This is a genomic window from Arthrobacter sp. MYb213 (assembly GCF_002979915.1).
Taxonomy (GTDB): Bacteria; Actinomycetota; Actinomycetes; order Actinomycetales; family Micrococcaceae; genus Glutamicibacter.
The window spans coordinates 20,647-37,565 of sequence record NZ_PCQA01000001.1; the positions used below are offsets into that span (position 1 = coordinate 20,647).

The following is a 16,919-nucleotide window of genomic DNA, read 5'->3' on the forward strand; positions in this document are numbered from 1 at the left end:
GTGAGCGCGACACGTGACGGATTTGTCCATCTGCATACCCATACCGAATACTCCATGTTGGACGGGGCGGCCCGGCTTTCGGAGCTTTTTGAAGAAGCTAACCGACAAGGCATGGAAGCCATGGCGATTACCGACCATGGATACCTTTTTGGTGCCTTCGACTTCTGGAAGAGGGCTACCGACGCCGGAGTAAAACCAATCATCGGCGTAGAAGCCTATGTAACTCCTGGCACGGCGAGAAACGATAAGACTCGTGTGAAATGGCGCACCGACGAATCCCAAAAGGGTGACGACGTCTCCGGTGGTGGTCTGTATAACCATATGACCTTGCTGTCTTACAACAACAAGGGCATGGACAACCTCTTCAAGGGATCCTCGCGGGCGTCCCTAGACTCAGTCTTTGGCAAATACCCACGCTGGGACCGCGAACTGCTCAACGAGCATTCCGAGGGCCTGATCGCCACCACAGGTTGCCCCTCAGGTGAAGTCCAGACCAAACTGCGTCTGGGCCAGTATGACGCCGCCAAGGCTGCAGCCGCCGAGCTTCAAGACTTGTTCGGAAAAGAAAATTATTTCTGCGAGATCATGGACCACGGTCTAGAGATTGAACGTAGAATCACCAAGGATCTGCTGCGTCTGGCCCGCGAACTAGACATTCCGCTCGTTGCCACCAACGATCTTCACTACACCCACGAAGCCGACTCGAAGGCCCACGAGGCGCTACTGGCCATCAACTCCGGTTCCACTCTCGACGAACCGACCTATGACCAGGGCGGCAGCCGATTCGCATTCTCTGGGTCCGGCTATTACCTCAAGAGTGCACGCGAAATGCGTGAGTTGTTCAAGGAACACCCGGAAGCGTGTGACAACACCCTTGAAATCGCTGACCGTGTTGATCTTTCTTTCGACACCAACGCGAACTACATGCCTAAATTCCCTTGCCCGCCGGGAGAAGACGAAACCAGCTGGCTGATTAAGGAAGTAGACAAGGGACTGCACTATAGGTACCCCAATGGCATCCCTGAAGACTCACGTAGACAGGCCGACTACGAGCTTGACGTCATCATCAAGATGGGATTCCCCGGCTACTTCCTAGTCGTCGCCGACTTTATTAACTGGTCAAAAAGCAATGGCATCCGCGTGGGTCCAGGCCGTGGTTCCGGTGCCGGTTCCATGGTTGCCTACGCGATGCGTATTACTGACCTGGATCCTTTGGTACACGGGTTGATCTTTGAGCGTTTCCTGAACCCGGAACGTGTTTCCATGCCCGACTTCGACGTGGACTTCGATGATAGGCGCCGCTCGGAAGTCATCAAGTATGTGACCGAAAAGTATGGCGACGAACGTGTTTCAATGATTGTCACCTATGGTTCCATCAAGACCAAGCAGGCCTTGAAGGACTCCTCTCGTGTGCTGGGCTACCCATTTAGCATGGGTGAGACCTTGACCAAAGCCCTGCCACCGGCGGTGATGGCCAAAGATATCCCGCTGAACGATATTGATAACCCAGATTCAAAGCGTTATTCAGAGGCCGGAGATTTCCGTAATCTGGTGGCCAACGACCCAGAAGCCGCGCGCGTTTTCGAAACGGCCAAGGGCATTGAAGGGCTGAAGCGTCAGTGGGGAGTTCACGCCGCCGGCGTGATCATGAGCTCGGATCCGATCATCGACGTCATTCCGATCATGCGCCGTATCCAAGACGGCCAGGTTATTACCCAGTTCGATTACCCGACCTGTGAAGGTTTGGGCTTGATCAAGATGGACTTCTTGGGGTTGCGTAACCTCACCATCATTTCCGATGCGTTAGAAAACATCACGTACAACACCGGTGATGAGCTAGACCTCGAGGTACTGACGCTCGAAGACACTGAAGCCTATAACCTGCTAGCACGTGGTGACACCCTTGGCGTGTTCCAGCTCGATGGTGGGCCAATGCGCTCACTGTTGAAAATGATGCGCCCGGATAACTTCGAAGATATCTCCGCTGTGATCGCCTTGTACCGACCAGGTCCTATGGGCGCTAACTCGCATACAAACTATGCGTTGCGTAAAACCGGGTTGCAGGATGTCACCCCGATTCACCCGGAACTTGCTGAACCACTAGCCGATATTCTTGGCGGAACCTACGGCCTGATTGTGTATCAGGAGCAGGTTATGGCGATCGCGCAGAAGCTTGCCGGGTACTCGCTGGGCCAAGCAGATATTCTGCGCCGTGCCATGGGTAAAAAGAAGAAGTCAGAACTGGATAAGCAGTTCGCCGGCTTCAAGCAGGGTATGAATGACAATGGATATTCAGACGCAGCGGTGAAAACCCTGTGGGATATTTTGCTGCCGTTCTCCGACTACGCGTTCAACAAAGCCCACTCAGCTGCTTATGGTGTGGTGTCTTACTGGACCGCATACCTCAAGGCGCACTACCCGGCCGAATATATGGCCGCATTGCTCACCTCGGTGGGCGATGACAAGGACAAGCTTGCGCTGTACCTGAACGAATGCCGGCACATCGGCATCACCGTGCTTCCCCCAGATGTTAATGAATCAGCACTGAACTTCACCCCTGTGGGTAAAGACATCCGCTTCGGCATGGGCGCAATCCGTAACGTCGGTGCTAACGCGGTGGCCGGCATGGTTGAGGCGCGCACTGAAAAGGGCGCGTACCGAGACTTCAGCGACTTCTTGAGCAAGGTCCCTGCAGTGGTCTGCAACAAACGCACCATTGAGTCCTTGATTAAGGCCGGTGCTTTCGACTCGATGAAGCACCCGCGTCGTGCTCTGGTGGCCATTCACGAAGAAGCCGTCGACTCGGTCATTCAGCTCAAGCGCAACGAAGCAGCGAACCAGTTTGATCTGTTTAGCGCGCTGGACACCTCCGAAGTTTCAGATGCGATGACGGTAGCAATTCCTGATCTTCCCGACTGGGAGAAGAAGGAAAAGCTTGCCTACGAACGAGATATGCTCGGTCTTTACGTCTCGGATCATCCGCTCCAAGGTTTGGGCTCCGCCCTTGATCAGTACGCGGATATGCCGGTGACGAGCGTGTTATCCGATGAAGGGCCAGCGGACGGGCATGTCATTTCCATAGCCGGCATGATCAGTGGGCTGCAGCGACGTATTGCCAAAAAATCTGGCAACCCTTACGCACGCAGTGAAATTGAGGACCTTTCCGGTTCCATGGAAGTGATGTTCTTCGGTCAGGCCTACCAGCCAATCGCCGAGATTCTCGCCGATGACTTGATTGTGGTGATCAAGGGACGTGTACAGCGCCGCGACGATGGATCGATCACACTTAACGCCCAAGAAATGATGATCCCCGAGCTTTCTGATACCTCAGGAACCGGACCGGTGGTTATTGGTATACCTACGCATAAAGCCACCGAGACGCTGATTCAGAAACTTGGAGATGTGCTTCGCACCCATAGTGGAAACACCGAAGTGCGGGTAAAGCTCAGCGGTAGCCGTGGCACCTCGTTGATGCGGCTGGGTATGAATTTCAGGGTCAATCCGAACCCAGCACTCTTCGGAGATTTGAAGGTGCTGCTCGGCCCGGCCTGCCTGGACGTGTAGCAACCGCACGACGTATGACCGGATGGGGTAACTTATGGGAACCCAATCCGGTCTTACACGTTAAACTGGGGTGGTGACCTTAAACCCAGATACCGATTTTTCCGAACTCGCGACCATCGATTGGCGTGGAGCGAAACTCAACCGTGCTCAGCTCAAAGCCAAGATGCCTCGACCTGAAATGAATTCGCAGACGGCCGCCGAGGTCGTCCAGCAAATCATCAACGACGTGCGTGAACATGGCATGGAGACGCTCAAGGACCTCGCCAAGCGGTTCGATAAGGTTGAACTGGAACATACCCGGGTCCCACAAGCTGAACTAGACCGAGCCTTGAACGAGCTTGATCCGCAGGTTCGCTTGGCTTTAGAAGAGTCCATCAAGCGCGCACGCGTCTTTGCTCAGGCCCAGTTGCCGCAGGACGCCACCGTTGAATATGGCCACGGTGGAACCGTGACGCAACGCTGGGTTCCGGTGCGACGCGTCGGACTCTATGTCCCAGGTGGATTGGCTGTGTACCCTTCCTCGGTCATCATGAACACTATTCCGGCACAGGCTGCAGGGGTCACCTCGCTCGCGCTGGCAAGCCCACCACAGGCGGATTTTGGCGGACTGCCACACCCTACGATCTTGGCTGCAGCGAAGCTGTTGGGAATTACCGAGGTACACGCAATGGGCGGGGCCCAAGCCGTGGCGGCATTCGCCTACGGGGTGCAGGTGCCCAATGATCAGCGTGGAGATATTGAACCGGTAGACGTTATTTCAGGTCCGGGCAATGTTTTTGTGGCCACCGCGAAGCGCTTGGTAAAAGGCGTCGTCGGTATCGACGCGGAGGCCGGACCCACTGAAATTGCGATTTTGGCCGATGAAACTGCCAACGCATCATTTGTTGCCGCGGATATGATCTCGCAAGCCGAACACGACGCTAATGCGGCGGCCGTGCTGGTGACCGATTCACCGGCTCTCGCCACCGCGGTGCGCGCCGAACTTGCCACGCAAGTCGCAGCCACAAAACACACAGAACGCGTCCAGCAAGCACTGTCTGGTGCACAGTCCGCAATCATCTTGGTTGATGACCTGGTCCAGGGCGTTGAAGTGTGTAATGCCTACGCGGCTGAGCACTTGGAAGTACTGACCAGAAACGCCGCCGAGGTGGCAACGCAGATCAATGCTGCCGGGGCGATTTTTGTCGGAGAATTTGCTCCGGTTTCCCTCGGGGACTATTGCGCAGGCTCAAATCACGTGTTGCCAACCAGTGGCACCGCATTGCACGCGTCGGGGCTGAACGTGAATACGTTCCTCAAAGCCATCCAGGTGATCAACTACGACAAGAGTGCGCTTGCAGAGGTGGCCAATCACGTGATCAATCTTGCCAATGCGGAGGACCTCCCAGCACACGGTGACGCGGTCGCGGTGCGTCAAGCCCATTAGACGCTAAACTGTTAGGTGACGTGTGTGAATTTCTATACGCCGACGGCGTTGGTTAGCACCACGATCGCAAAAAGTTGGAGGTGTCATGAATTGCCCTTATTGTCGCAACGCTGATTCGCGTGTGGTCGATAGTCGAGTCGCCGATGATGGCGTATCCATTCGACGTCGTCGTCAGTGCACCGAATGCTCGCGTCGTTTTACCACCACTGAAACTGCTGCGTTGAACGTGTTGAAGCAGTCTGGCGCGGTTGAACCTTTCTCGCGCCACAAGGTCATCAACGGCGTGCGTAAGGCATGCCAAGGACGCCCAGTCACTGATCACGATTTGGCCATCCTTGCCCAAGAGGTTGAGGAAACGGTCCGCACTTCAGGTGCAGCGGAAATTCCCGCGCATCAGGTCGGGCTGGCCATCCTTGAGCCGTTGTCACGTCTGGACGAGGTTGCATACCTGAGATTTGCCAGCGTTTATCACAATTTCCAGTCGCTGACCGATTTTGAGACTGCGATGGCGAAGTTGCGTGATCGCCGTTCCAGCACGCCACAGGGCAACCAACGCCCACTGACAGCAAACTAACTTGGCACGCCAGTGATGGCGACAGATATAGCGCAGGCCGGGTCCCACCCCTAGGGTGTGGAGACCCGGCCTGCGCTGTTTCACGATGTTGCGGTGCTAGGTGTTTATGGGAGTGTGAGGATCTCAGCACCCTCGTTGGTCACCAATAGCGTGTGTTCAAATTGTGCGGTGCGCTTTTTATCGCGGGTGGTTACCGTCCAGTCGTCTTCCCACATATCCCATTCGGTGGTGCCCAAGGTGAGCATCGGTTCGATTGTGAACACCATGCCAGGTTCGATGATGGTGTTATAGGCCGGCGCCGCATCATAATGCGGAATGATCAGGCCGGTATGGAAGGCCTCACCGACACCATGCCCGGTGAAATCGCGGACCACGCCGTAGCCGAAACGCTTGGCATAGCTTTCGATAATGCGACCGATGACATTAATTTCTCGGCCGGGCATGACCGATTTAATGGCACGCTTCAGCGAAATTTCGGTACGTTCAACGAGTAACCGAGACTCTTCATCAACGTCCCCGACAAGGAATGTTGCGTTGTTATCCCCATGCACTCCACCAATGTAGGCGGTGATGTCAATATTGATAATGTCGCCATCTTGGACCACGGTGCTGTCTGGGATGCCGTGGCAGATAACTTCATTCAGTGATGAGCACAGAGACTTTGGGAAACCGCGGTATCCCAGGGTGGAAGGATAAGCTTTGTGGTCCATTAGGAACTCGTGTCCTAGTCGGTCAAGCTCATCGGTGGTTATCCCTGGTTGGCAGGCTTTACCTACTTCGGCCAATGCCTGAGCGGCAATGCGCGAAGCAATACGTATTCTCTCAATAACTTCAGGGCTTTTCACCTCTGAAGCAGTATTTTCTGCCGGGGCCTTCTTGCCCACATATTCGGGGCGTTCAATATCGGCCGGGACACTAAGTTCGGGAAAGATTGTGCCGGGAGTCAAGGTTCCAAGAGGTGCAGTTGCGACAGTAGCCATATAAACATTCTAACTACGCAATGAGCACAACATACGCTTTGAAGATCAACCGAACTGCGTGAGATTGAGCTAGCGTTGAGTCATCAAGATCCAACGACCCGAGGAGCTTACGGTGAGCGAGACTTCCATTTCAGATGAAGGCAAGTATTGGTACAACGTATCAACGGGAAGTATTGAGAAGGGCCCACAGTCCGATTGGACGAAACTTTTAGGCCCCTACGATACTGAAGAGGCAGCACGCAACGCGATGAGCAAGGTTCAGGCTCGTAACGAAGCATGGGATGCCGAGGACGAAGAAGAAGCCTAAATATGCAGAACCCGCGTAGGGGAGTATTCCCATACGCGGGTTCTTCATTTAAGCGCCAAGCGACTTATTCTTTGAATTCGTAGTCGGCAGATGGGAAGGAACCGCTGACGACTTCCTGATGATATTGGCTTACCGCTGAGGAAATCACCGAACGAAGATCAGCATATTTTTTGACAAATCGTGGCGTGCGGTTCGCTCCTAAGCCCAACATATCCTGCCATACCAGAACCTGGCCGGTGGTCGCGTTGCCCGCACCAATGCCGATGGTTGGTACCGTCAACGCTTCATCAACCTTCGCCGCGACAGGGCTCGGAACCATTTCCATAAGGATGGTGAAGGCGCCTGCGCGCTCTAGGGCTTTGGCGTCGGCGATCATGCTTTCGGCCGCATCTCCACGACCTTGGATCCGGTACCCGCCCAAGGCATGTTCGGACTGCGGGGTGAAGCCGATATGTCCGATCACGGGCACTCCAGCTAGCACCATGGCACGGACGTGTTCAGCGAACTCTTGGCCACCTTCAACCTTCACCGCCTGCGCGCCACCTTCTTTCATCAGCCGCACAGCAGTGGCCACAGCCTGTTGGGCTGATTGCTCATACGAGCCAAAAGGAAGATCTGCAACAACCAACGCACGCTTGGTACCGTTTGAAACTGCCTTGGTGAAGACGATCATCTCGTCCACGGTAATTGGCAGGGTCGAATCGTAACCGATCACGGTATTCGCCGCTGAATCGCCGACAAGCAGGACTTCGATCCCGGCTTGGTCGAAAATTTCCGCCATCATGACGTCATATGCGGTTAACATGGCAAACTTTTCGCCGCGTTCTTTAGCCTGCTGTAAATGGTGAACCCGAATGCGTGAAGGGCCTTTGTCGGGGTCAGAAAGATATGGTTGTGGCATAGAAAAACCTTATCGCACTTACCCCCTGCGATGCGGGGGCGAGATTGGGGCTTAAAACGTATAGTCTTGCAACAAGTTGTTTAACTCCCCGCCGTGATCAGTGCGGGAATAAAAGATTTTTATGAGGCGGTGAATTATGGATCGTCAGCAAGAATTCGTGCTGCGCACCATTGAAGAACGAGACGTTCGATTTGTGCGTATGTGGTTTACCGACGTGGTCGGTTCCTTGAAGTCTGTTGCGCTAGCTCCGGCGGAAGTCGAAGACGCTTTTGAAGAGGGACTGGGCTTTGACGGCTCTTCGATCGACGGGCTGTCGCGCATCTCCGAATCGGACATGCTGCTGCAACCGGACCCTGCGACCTTCCAGATCTTGCCGTGGCGCGGTGAAGTAGAACCCACCAGTCGTATGTTCTGCGACATTCTCACCCCCGAAGGTCAGCCTTCTAACGCAGATCCACGTCAAGTGCTCAAGCGTCAGCTGACCGAAGCCGCTGATATGGGATTCACTTGCTACACGCATCCAGAGATCGAGTTTTACCTGCTAGAAAGCAGCAAACTCGACGCCCAGGGACGCCCGCAGCCAATTGATAACGGCGGCTATTTTGATCATGTACCCGACGGAGTTGGTCAAGATTTCCGTCGCGCGTCGGTCACGACCCTGGAGGCTCTGGGAATCTCGGTGGAGTTCTCCCACCATGAGACCGGTCCTGGCCAGAACGAAATTGATTTGCGCTATGCGGACGCGTTACAGACCGCGGATAACATCATGACCTTCCGTACGGTGATCAAAGAGATGGCGATGCAGAAGGGTATTCATGCAACCTTCATGCCCAAGCCGTTTTCGGATCAGCCAGGCAGTGGCATGCACACTCATTTCTCGCTCTTCGAAGGCGACTCAAATGCGTTCTTTGAAGCCGGCCGTGAGTATCAATTATCTGATGTCGCCCGATCGTTTATCGCAGGGATTTTGCACCATGCGCCGGAAATGACGGCAATCACGAATCAGTTCGTGAACTCCTATAAACGGCTTTGGGGCGGCGGCGAAGCCCCAAGTTACCGTTCTTGGGGACATAACAACCGTTCAGCTTTGGTCCGTGTGCCACTGTATAAGCCGGGTAAAGGCCAAAGCGCACGAGTGGAGTACCGCGGTATCGACTCGGCAGCGAACCCATACCTGGCGTATGCAACACTGCTTGGCGCTGGGCTGAAGGGGATCCGCGAGAACTACGAGCTAGAGGAACCAACGGAAGATGACGTGTGGGCATTGTCCACTGCCGAAAGACGAGCTTCGGGCCACGTTCCGCTACCTGGTACCTTGCATGACGCGCTGAAGGCAATGGAAGAATCCGAATTCATGGCCGAGGTGCTTGGCGAACAAGTCTTCAACTCATTCTTAGCGAATAAGCGAGCCGAGTGGGAAGAATATCGTCAGGTAATCACCCCTTATGAGCTCAACAAGTATTTGGGAATCCTCTAAGACGCACGTCACGCTCACCTTTGTGGCGGCAGCAGGAGACAAACGAAAAACATGGCAGAAGTATCCTCACGTGCACTGATTAACGCTGGCTTCAGCGATACCGAACGCGCAAAGAAATTCCTTGGATCAGAGGAACTAGCGCAAATTGACCCGGTGCTTATTGTGAGGATGATGGCGCACGCTCCGGACCCAGACCAAGCATTGTTACTGGCCTTGCGTTTGGTGGACCGGCATCCCGAAGCCGCAAGAATTTTTCGCGAGCCTGAGACTTGCCTGGCATTGGTCCGCTTGCTAGGTGGGTCTTCGGCTTTGGGAGAGTTTCTTATCCGGTGTCCTGAAGCATTGGACATTGTGCGTGAGGCTCCGAGCAAAACCTTTAAACCGGTCAGCTTGGAAACTATGCGTAGCGCGATGCTGGAGTCTGTCGGGGCAACCCGAACAGCCAATAATCATTGGATTTCCTCCAGCATCGGTGCTGATGCGCGGCAAAAACTCCGTGCAAGTTATCGTAAAGCGCTGCTGTCCTTGGCTCACCGTGATCTTGGAGCTGCGGACCCGCAAGAAATTCTTCCGCTGGTTGCCGCAGAACTGGCAGATATGGCTGGCGCAGTGCTTGAAGGCGCATTGGCGATCGCCCGCGCCGAAGCCTCCGAACAATACAGTCCGGAGGACGTTGACTGCGTCAAGCTTTCCATTATTGGCATGGGTAAATGTGGCGCCCGAGAACTGAACTATATTTCAGATGTTGATGTCATTTACGTGCATGGAAGCACTCCTAACGTAGACGAGGATCTGGCAGCGGCCATTGCCACGGTTCTTTGTGGCAATACGGCACGAGCCATTATGACTCCGGGGCCGGAACCGATGCTTTGGGAAGTTGACGCAAATCTTCGTCCGGAGGGTAAAGACGGTGCGCTGACGCGGACCTTGTCGTCGCACGAGGCGTACTACAAACGCTGGGCACATTCTTGGGAGTTCCAAGCCTTGCTCAAAGCGCGTAGCATCGCCGGAGATACCGAGCTGGGCCGCTCTTATGAGCGCATGGTCTCACCCATGGTTTGGTCAAGTTCGGGACGCGAAGGTTTTGTGGAATCCGTTCAAGCGATGCGCCGCCGGGTGACGGATCATATCGACAAGGAAGAAGTTCCTTGGCAGATTAAGCTCGGTCCAGGTGGGTTACGCGATGTGGAATTCACCGTGCAGTTACTGCAGTTGGTCCACGGGCGAGTTGAACCGTCCATTCAGGTACCAACGACCACGCTTGCGATTCGCGCCATGAGTGAAACCGGCTATATCAGTCGTGAAGACGCCAAAAACTTTGACGAGTCCTACCGGTATTTGCGTCTGCTAGAGCACCGTATCCAGTTGAGCCAGCTTCGCCGAACCCATCTGATGCCACGCGTCGAGGGCGCCCAGCGCGTTCTGGCCCGTGCGGTGCGTGGGGTTGGCGACTTGCAAGCCACCAATCCCGAGCGGTTGCTACGCCGCTGGAATGAGACTAAACGTTTGGTCCGTTCCCTTCATGAGCGTATTTTCTACCGGCCACTGCTGGTCACTAGCTCAAACCTCTCGGCAGATCACGTCCGGTTGACTCCAGAGTCGGCGCAGGCACGTTTGCGAGCGTTGGGCTATTTGGATCCGAAGGCTGCAATGCGCCATATCGAAGCGCTCACCGGGGGAGTCTCGCGCCGTTCTTCCCTGCAACGACAGTTGTTGCCAGTGCTGCTAGATTGGTTCGCTCACGGTGTAGATCCAGATGCCGGGCTACTGGGGTTTCGCCGATTGAGTGAGGCTCTGGGCAAATCTCCTTGGTTCTTAGGGATGCTACGTGATACCAACGCGGCCGCCGAACGACTGAGCCACCTGCTGTCCAACACTCGCTTCCTCACCGACCTATTGGCTAATGAGCCAGCTGCGGCCGCATGGCTGGGTTCAAACGCAGCCTTGATACCGCAGTCCTATCAGAGCCTGCAACAGCAGAACGCCTCCATCATTCATCGGACCAAGCAGTCAGAAGCGGCTATCCGACAAATTCGGCTAGTACGCCGACGCGAATTCTTGCGGGTAGCCCTTGCCGACGGAGCTGGACTGTTGAATGTCTCGCAAGTTGGAGAAGCACTTTCGAATATCGACGGAAATATGATCGATGGTGTGCTGAAAGTATTGCTCAACGCTGACCAACAAAAACATGGCGAGCATGCGGTGATTACGGTGATTGCCATGGGGCGCCAAGGCGGCGCAGAAATCGGTTATGGTTCGGACGCTGACGTACTCTTTGTCCAGCGACCTATGCCCGACGCGAGTGCACAAGAATCACAGGAGCAGGCGCTACGAGTAGTCACAGAGCTGATTTCTTGGTGCGCGAAACCGCTAAAGCCAGCGATCCCCGCCGAGGTAAAGCTCAAAGTCGATTCGGATCTACGCCCCGAAGGTCGAGCCGGGATGCTTGTTCGTTCCCTTGATGGGTACGCAAAGTACTACGAGCGTTGGGTGGAAATTTGGGAACGGCAGGCGTTACAGCGTGCCCGTCCTTTTGCCGGTGACGCACAGCTCGCCGAAGACTTCATTAAACTTATTGAGCCGGTACGTTACGGTAAGGGACTTGACGAGTCTGAGATGAAAGATATCCGTAAGATCAAGGCACGTGTGGAATCCGAAAGGCTGCCACGCGGTGCAGATCCTAACCGGCATCTTAAACTTGGTCGCGGATCGCTATCAGACATCGAGTGGTTGGTGCAGTTTTACCAGCTTCAGTACGCCTGGAAACATGCCTCCTTGCGCACACCAGCAACACGCAAAGCACTTGATGCGATGGCTGGGCTCGAACTGATCAGTGAAGAAGATGCCGAACTGTTGGACTACACCTGGTCAATGGCTACCCGTATTCGCAGTGCAGAGATCATCACTTCGGGACGCTCTAGTGATGTGCTTCCACGGTCCGCCCGTGATATGGAAGCAGTAGCGCGTTGGTGTGGCTACGAAGCAAATCAGGGATCAGCTCTGGAAGAAGATTATCTGCGAGCTACCAGACATTCCCGTGCGATTTTTGAACAACTCTTCTACGGTTTCGAAGACTAGGTCAGCCCTTGAAACAGCAAAACGAAACGACGTTGACCGACCCGTCCAACAAGAGCTGGTCACCAAGCACGGATGATTATGTGTGTTGGGAAAAGAGTAGCTACATTGGCCAGGGTGCTGTGCAATGGCGGTGGGCCTGTGCTCAATTGTTGAGCTGGGGAATCAAAACGCGCAGTGGTTTTCGGGTCACCCCCGCCGTGCCAGTGGTACCCGGACAAGAACCAACGATCAGCGTGCACGTCTTAGGGCTGACGGTACTTGAACCGGTTCGGGTGGTCGCCGTAGTGAACACCGAATATCGTGTGGGTTTCGCCTATCAAACGCTTCCCGGGCATCCGGTCTGCGGGGAAGAAGCATTCATCCTAGAGCGCCGTGATGAAAATATTTTCCTCACCATCAGGTCATTGACCAAACCTTCTTCGGTTATGCCGTGGCGAGTGCTGTTTCCGTTGTTACGCGTCGCGCAAGTCGTGGCTCGGTTGCGGTACTTTCGTGCGTTGAAGCTCAAAAGCTAGTAAATAACTCATCAACGAGACTCCCCGTTTATCGGAGATTTTACCTAGACTAGCGTCAGGCATCAGGGACAGCTGAGCGCCGAATATTATTCCTACAACAGAGTATGGAACGGTAGAAGAAATGGACGAGCGATTTATGCGTGAGGCCGTGGCGATGTCACGTCGCGGGATGCAAGCAAATCAGGGCGGCCCTTTCGGCGCAGTGGTTGTCAGGGCAGGCGAAGTCATCGCTACGGGAACCAACCAGGTTACTGGAACCAATGATCCTACCGCTCATGCCGAGATTGTCGCGATACGTAATGCCGGCACCAAACTGGCTACCTTTGATCTTTCAGATTGCGAACTCTACACAAGTTGTGAGCCTTGCCCGATGTGTCTGGGCGCAATTTATTGGTCTCGTTTTCGGCACGTCTACTACGCCAATACGCGGGTTGACGCCGCGGGCATCGGCTTTGATGATGAGCTGATTTATACAGAGCTCGACAAACCAATGGGGGAGCGGCTTATCCCCTTCACTCATCTGCCTCTTGAGGAGGCCGCGGAGGTCTTCGCCGAATGGACCATCAAGGAAGAAAAAACCCGCTATTAGGCATCCCGGTATGGGGTAAGCCTCGGCTCGACATCCGGCCAGGGCACGATAATTCGCGCGGTGGGCGCCAGCGCTTTGGTTAGTAATGCGTCGGCGACCACGATGCCCTGAGCTGAGACCTCAAGTATGGCCAATGGCATCTGCTCACGGGGGTCCGTGGCCTGCAATGCCCAGTGGTTGGCAAGCTCGCCGATTCCTCGCTCTAAAAGTAGTTCTTCGCCGTCCATATAGCCGCATGCATCGATTACCGGGTGGCCAAGGACTGAGCGCGGGCACACCTTGTCGTAGGCTGCGTCCAGCGGCTCCAGGTAGCCCACGATTTCGTTGTCGTCGCGTTTGACCGCTAGCCATGTACTGATGTCCATGACTCCACGCTATGTCAGAAAAGCTTCACCTGCTTAGTCTTACGGTTTATTTGATGCGTTAACGCTGAAAGGTCTGTCCCACTAGGGACAGACCTTTCAGTTAGCGGTTAGCTAGCAGATGTGAAGAATTAGCAACCGTAGTAGAGCTCGAACTCGTATGGGTTCGGGCGCAGGCTCAGTGGCTTGATTTCGTTTTCACGCTTGTACTCGATCCAGGTACGGACCAGATCCTCGGTGAATACGCCGCCTTCGAGCAAGAACTCGTAGTCGGCTTCTAGAGCCTTCAACGCATCTTCTAGGCTCTCAGGAGCGCGCTGGATGTCCTTGGCTTCCTCGGCAGGAAGCTCGTAGAGATCCTTGTCGATTGGATCCGAAGGCTCGATGCGGTTCTTGATGCCGTCCAAGCCAGCCATGAGCTGTGCTGCGAAGGCCAAGTATGGGTTCGAGGATGCATCTGGTGCACGGAACTCAATACGCTTTGCCTTAGGGTTTGACCCGGTCACTGGGATACGGATACCTGCGGAGCGGTTGCCCTGCGAGTAAACCATATTCACCGGTGCTTCGTAGCCCTTGACCAAGCGACGGTAGGAGTTCACCGTTGGGTTGGTGAAAGCCAACACGGCCGAAGCGTGCTTCAGCAGGCCACCGATGTACCAGCGAGCGGTATCGGAGAGTCCAGCGTAGCCCTTTTCGTCGTAGAACAGTGGCTCGCCGTTGGCCCACAGCGACTGGTGCACGTGCATGCCCGAGCCGTTGTCACCAAAGACAGGCTTTGGCATGAAGGTAGCGGACTTGCCCCATGCGTCGGCAACGTTCTTCACGACATACTTGAAGAGCATCAGTTCGTCGGCTGCGTGAACCATGGTGTTGAACTTGTAGTTGATCTCGGCCTGGCCAGCAGCGCCGACCTCGTGGTGGCTACGCTCAACTTCGAGTCCGACATTGTCCAGCTCAACGCAAATCGCGTCGCGCAGGTCTGCCTGCTTGTCGGTTGGCGAGACTGGGAAGTAGCCGCCCTTGTAAGGGGTCTTGTAACCCTGGTTGCCGCCCTCTTCCTTACGACCGGTGTTCCACGGAGCTTCGTCCGAGTCGATCTTGTAGAAGGCACCCTGTGGGGTGGATTCGTAGCGGACATCTTCGAAGATGAAGAATTCAGCTTCTGGTGCGAAGACCGCGGTGTCAGCGATACCAGTTGACTCTAGGTACGCTTCGGCACGCTCTGCAACGCCACGTGGGTCACGGTGGTAAGGCTCACCGGTGTGTGGGTTGATGATCGAGAAGTTGAATGCAAGAGTCTTCTCGATGCGGAACGGATCAATAAAGCCCGTGGTGACATCTGGGATCAGCTGCATGTCGGAATCAGAGACGCCAGCGAATCCACGGATGGAAGAACCATCGAAGAGCTGACCGTTGACGAAGAAGTCTGCATCTACGGACTTTGCAGGGACGTTGAAGTGCTGCTGAACGCCCGGTAGATCGGTGAAGCGGACGTCGAGGAACTTGACTTCTTCCTCGGCAATATATGCCAAGACTTCTTCTGGACTGGTAAACATGTGCAGGTTGCTCCCTGTTGAGATATTGGTTTGGTAAACGGAACGATCACACGAGTTCGTCTGACCGGTTCTCTTGCTTACCTAGTAATCTTACCTAGAATCCGTTTCACAATGGTGTCTCGATTGTTTCGGACACGTTACATAGGAAAAGTTTGGGCGCGTCATGCCCCGTCAGAGGGTGCAATGTGACTCGTAACAAACTGATGAGATTCACACAGTTGCCCCCGATACACTGGGTATGTGGAACGTAAAGACTTTAGCTCGTGGCTTGAAGGCCCCCCGCAATTAAACTCCCAAGAATGGCCGGGGCAACGATTAGGCCGTCCTGAAAAGGGCGCCGGATCGATTGGACGCTTCCCCCGTAGAGTCGGTGCGCTCTGCCTAGACTGGGGACTGTGCATGCTGCTCAGCTGGTGGCTATTTGATTTTAGAGACTTGGCGACCTTGTTACTATTCCTCGTCGGGCAAATGATTGCCGTAGGTTTCACCGGTCACAGTATCGGGCATCGTACCTTCGGGCTTCAGGTGCAGTCGATGGACGGAACCGCGGTGAAACCGCTGGCCGGAGTGATTCGATCGGTCCTGCTGTGTCTGGTTATTCCAGTGTTCTTCACAGACGCAGACCAGCGAGGATTCCACGATCGGGCCGCCAAGAGCGTTCTGGTGAATATCCGCTAAAGAATTTGATGTAGTTCAGACACAGAAAAACCGCACTAGAAATTCTAGTGCGGTTTTTCTTTTGACCGAGATTAGCGAGCGCGACGGTTAGGTCGTGCACGATTCGGGTCGATGCCCTTAGGGATCGGCAAGCGGTTTGCGGTCAAGGTAGTCAGTCGCTTATCAACGGCGCTGATTTCCAGTTTGGTAATTGATTTAGGAAGCTTCTTCATCTTCTTGCTCACGTCAACCAGATCAGTCTGGTCTTCGCTCTGGCCGGAGTTGATCACATGGATCGGAACGTTTGGCAGCACGCGAGAAATACGCTTACGTTCGGAAGTCACCAAATCGCGAACTCGGTTGGTTGGGCCTTCGGTAACAAGTACGATGCCTGGGCGTCCAACTGCCAGGAACACTAGGTCCTGGTGACGGTTAAACGCTACTGGCTCATCCTTCAGAATCCAGCCTCGACGCAGCACGCTCATTGCTGCTCCGGCGGCGCCTGGACGACCTATGAGCTGTGAGAACGCAGCTTTCTCGGCCCGTCGGGACAAAATGAACAGGGCTGCAAGTAAGCCGAGCGGGATCGCGATAATCAGCAAGGTGATCCAGTTCTGGATCAGAATGCCGATGATCAGACCTACAACAATGACACCAAGGAATGCCAGAAGCATCCACCAAACGACCATCGGGTCATTACGGCGGGTCATCTGGAAGACCTGGCCCATTTGCTTTAGGCGACCGGGCTCTTTATTTTGTTTTTCAGCTTTGGGTTTACGCGAAAACAAACCACGCTTCTGCTGCGCGGCCGCATCGTTATCGGAGTTTTTGGCCATAGTGCTTCAATTCTACGCGATCTAACTGGCTTATTTTTCTGCAGGACTCTTTACAAGAGAATTTACTTGGTTTTTGGCACTGTACGCGACAAAGCGT

Annotated in this window: 14 protein-coding genes; 9 read left to right on the forward strand and 5 right to left on the reverse strand. The window is 54.6% G+C overall.

Features of this window, described 5'->3' with window-relative positions:
• The 3 genes from dnaE (at nt 1) to nrdR (ending at nt 5,564) form a co-directional block, all read left to right on the forward strand.
• Entirely contained in the window at nt 1-3,564 is a 3,564-nt protein-coding gene (gene dnaE, locus CQ011_RS00100) for a DNA polymerase III subunit alpha (RefSeq protein WP_105673517.1), read from the forward strand.
• Between the two features lie 73 nt (nt 3,565-3,637).
• Nucleotides 3,638-4,990: a histidinol dehydrogenase gene (hisD, locus tag CQ011_RS00105; RefSeq protein ID WP_286161028.1), complete on the forward strand. Its 1,353-nt coding sequence runs from the start codon at nt 3,638-3,640 to the stop codon at nt 4,988-4,990.
• Nucleotides 4,991-5,075: 85 nt separating this feature from the next.
• Nucleotides 5,076-5,564 carry a transcriptional regulator NrdR gene (gene nrdR / locus CQ011_RS00110; RefSeq protein WP_105673519.1) on the forward strand — a complete coding sequence of 163 codons (489 nt, stop codon included), beginning with the start codon at nt 5,076-5,078 and terminating at the stop codon, nt 5,562-5,564.
• A 104-nt stretch (nt 5,565-5,668) separates the two neighbouring features.
• Here the strand turns inward: nrdR and map are convergent, their stop codons facing one another.
• Nucleotides 5,669-6,544 carry a type I methionyl aminopeptidase gene (map, locus tag CQ011_RS00115; RefSeq protein ID WP_105673521.1) on the reverse strand — a complete coding sequence of 292 codons (876 nt, stop codon included), beginning with the start codon at nt 6,542-6,544 and terminating at the stop codon, nt 5,669-5,671.
• Nucleotides 6,545-6,656: 112 nt separating this feature from the next.
• Here map and CQ011_RS00120 point away from each other — a divergent pair, with 112 nt between their 5' ends.
• Nucleotides 6,657-6,851 (forward strand): SPOR domain-containing protein, encoded by a 195-nt coding sequence (locus CQ011_RS00120; RefSeq protein ID WP_286161029.1) that lies wholly within the window; start codon nt 6,657-6,659, stop codon nt 6,849-6,851.
• Between the two features lie 64 nt (nt 6,852-6,915).
• Here the strand turns inward: CQ011_RS00120 and panB are convergent, their stop codons facing one another.
• Entirely contained in the window at nt 6,916-7,752 is an 837-nt protein-coding gene (gene panB / locus CQ011_RS00125; protein WP_105673523.1) for a 3-methyl-2-oxobutanoate hydroxymethyltransferase, read from the reverse strand.
• Between the two features lie 136 nt (nt 7,753-7,888).
• On the opposite strand from panB, the gene glnA (CQ011_RS00130) reads away from it, so the two are divergent.
• The 4 genes from glnA (CQ011_RS00130) (at nt 7,889) to CQ011_RS00145 (ending at nt 13,411) form a co-directional block, all read left to right on the forward strand.
• The gene (gene glnA / locus CQ011_RS00130; protein ID WP_105673525.1) at nt 7,889-9,229 is read left to right on the forward strand and encodes a type I glutamate--ammonia ligase; all 1,341 of its coding nucleotides are present in this window, start codon (nt 7,889-7,891) and stop codon (nt 9,227-9,229) included.
• A 51-nt stretch (nt 9,230-9,280) separates the two neighbouring features.
• On the forward strand, nt 9,281-12,307 hold the full coding sequence (locus CQ011_RS00135) for a bifunctional [glutamine synthetase] adenylyltransferase/[glutamine synthetase]-adenylyl-L-tyrosine phosphorylase (protein ID WP_105673527.1): 3,027 nt from the start codon (nt 9,281-9,283) through the stop codon (nt 12,305-12,307).
• An 8-nt stretch (nt 12,308-12,315) separates the two neighbouring features.
• Entirely contained in the window at nt 12,316-12,822 is a 507-nt protein-coding gene (locus tag CQ011_RS00140; protein ID WP_105673529.1) for a DUF1990 domain-containing protein, read from the forward strand.
• Between the two features lie 121 nt (nt 12,823-12,943).
• Nucleotides 12,944-13,411: a nucleoside deaminase gene (locus tag CQ011_RS00145; protein WP_105673531.1), complete on the forward strand. Its 468-nt coding sequence runs from the start codon at nt 12,944-12,946 to the stop codon at nt 13,409-13,411.
• On the opposite strand, the gene CQ011_RS00150 is transcribed toward CQ011_RS00145, so the two are convergent.
• Together CQ011_RS00150 and glnA (CQ011_RS00155) are read right to left on the reverse strand one after the other, a co-directional pair.
• Nucleotides 13,408-13,776 carry a hypothetical protein gene (locus CQ011_RS00150; RefSeq protein WP_105673533.1) on the reverse strand — a complete coding sequence of 123 codons (369 nt, stop codon included), beginning with the start codon at nt 13,774-13,776 and terminating at the stop codon, nt 13,408-13,410. The genes CQ011_RS00145 and CQ011_RS00150 overlap by 4 nt on opposite strands.
• Nucleotides 13,777-13,904: 128 nt before the next feature.
• Complete coding sequence (gene glnA, locus CQ011_RS00155) at nt 13,905-15,329, reverse strand: type I glutamate--ammonia ligase (protein ID WP_105673535.1); 1,425 nt, start codon at nt 15,327-15,329, stop codon at nt 13,905-13,907.
• A 240-nt stretch (nt 15,330-15,569) separates the two neighbouring features.
• Here glnA (CQ011_RS00155) and CQ011_RS00160 point away from each other — a divergent pair, with 240 nt between their 5' ends.
• A complete protein-coding gene (locus tag CQ011_RS00160; RefSeq protein WP_105673537.1) occupies nt 15,570-16,007 on the forward strand; it encodes an RDD family protein in 438 nt (145 codons plus the stop codon).
• Nucleotides 16,008-16,078: 71 nt separating this feature from the next.
• On the opposite strand, the gene CQ011_RS00165 is transcribed toward CQ011_RS00160, so the two are convergent.
• Entirely contained in the window at nt 16,079-16,822 is a 744-nt protein-coding gene (locus tag CQ011_RS00165) for a DUF4191 domain-containing protein (protein WP_105673538.1), read from the reverse strand.
• Nucleotides 16,823-16,919: the final 97 nt, after the last annotated feature.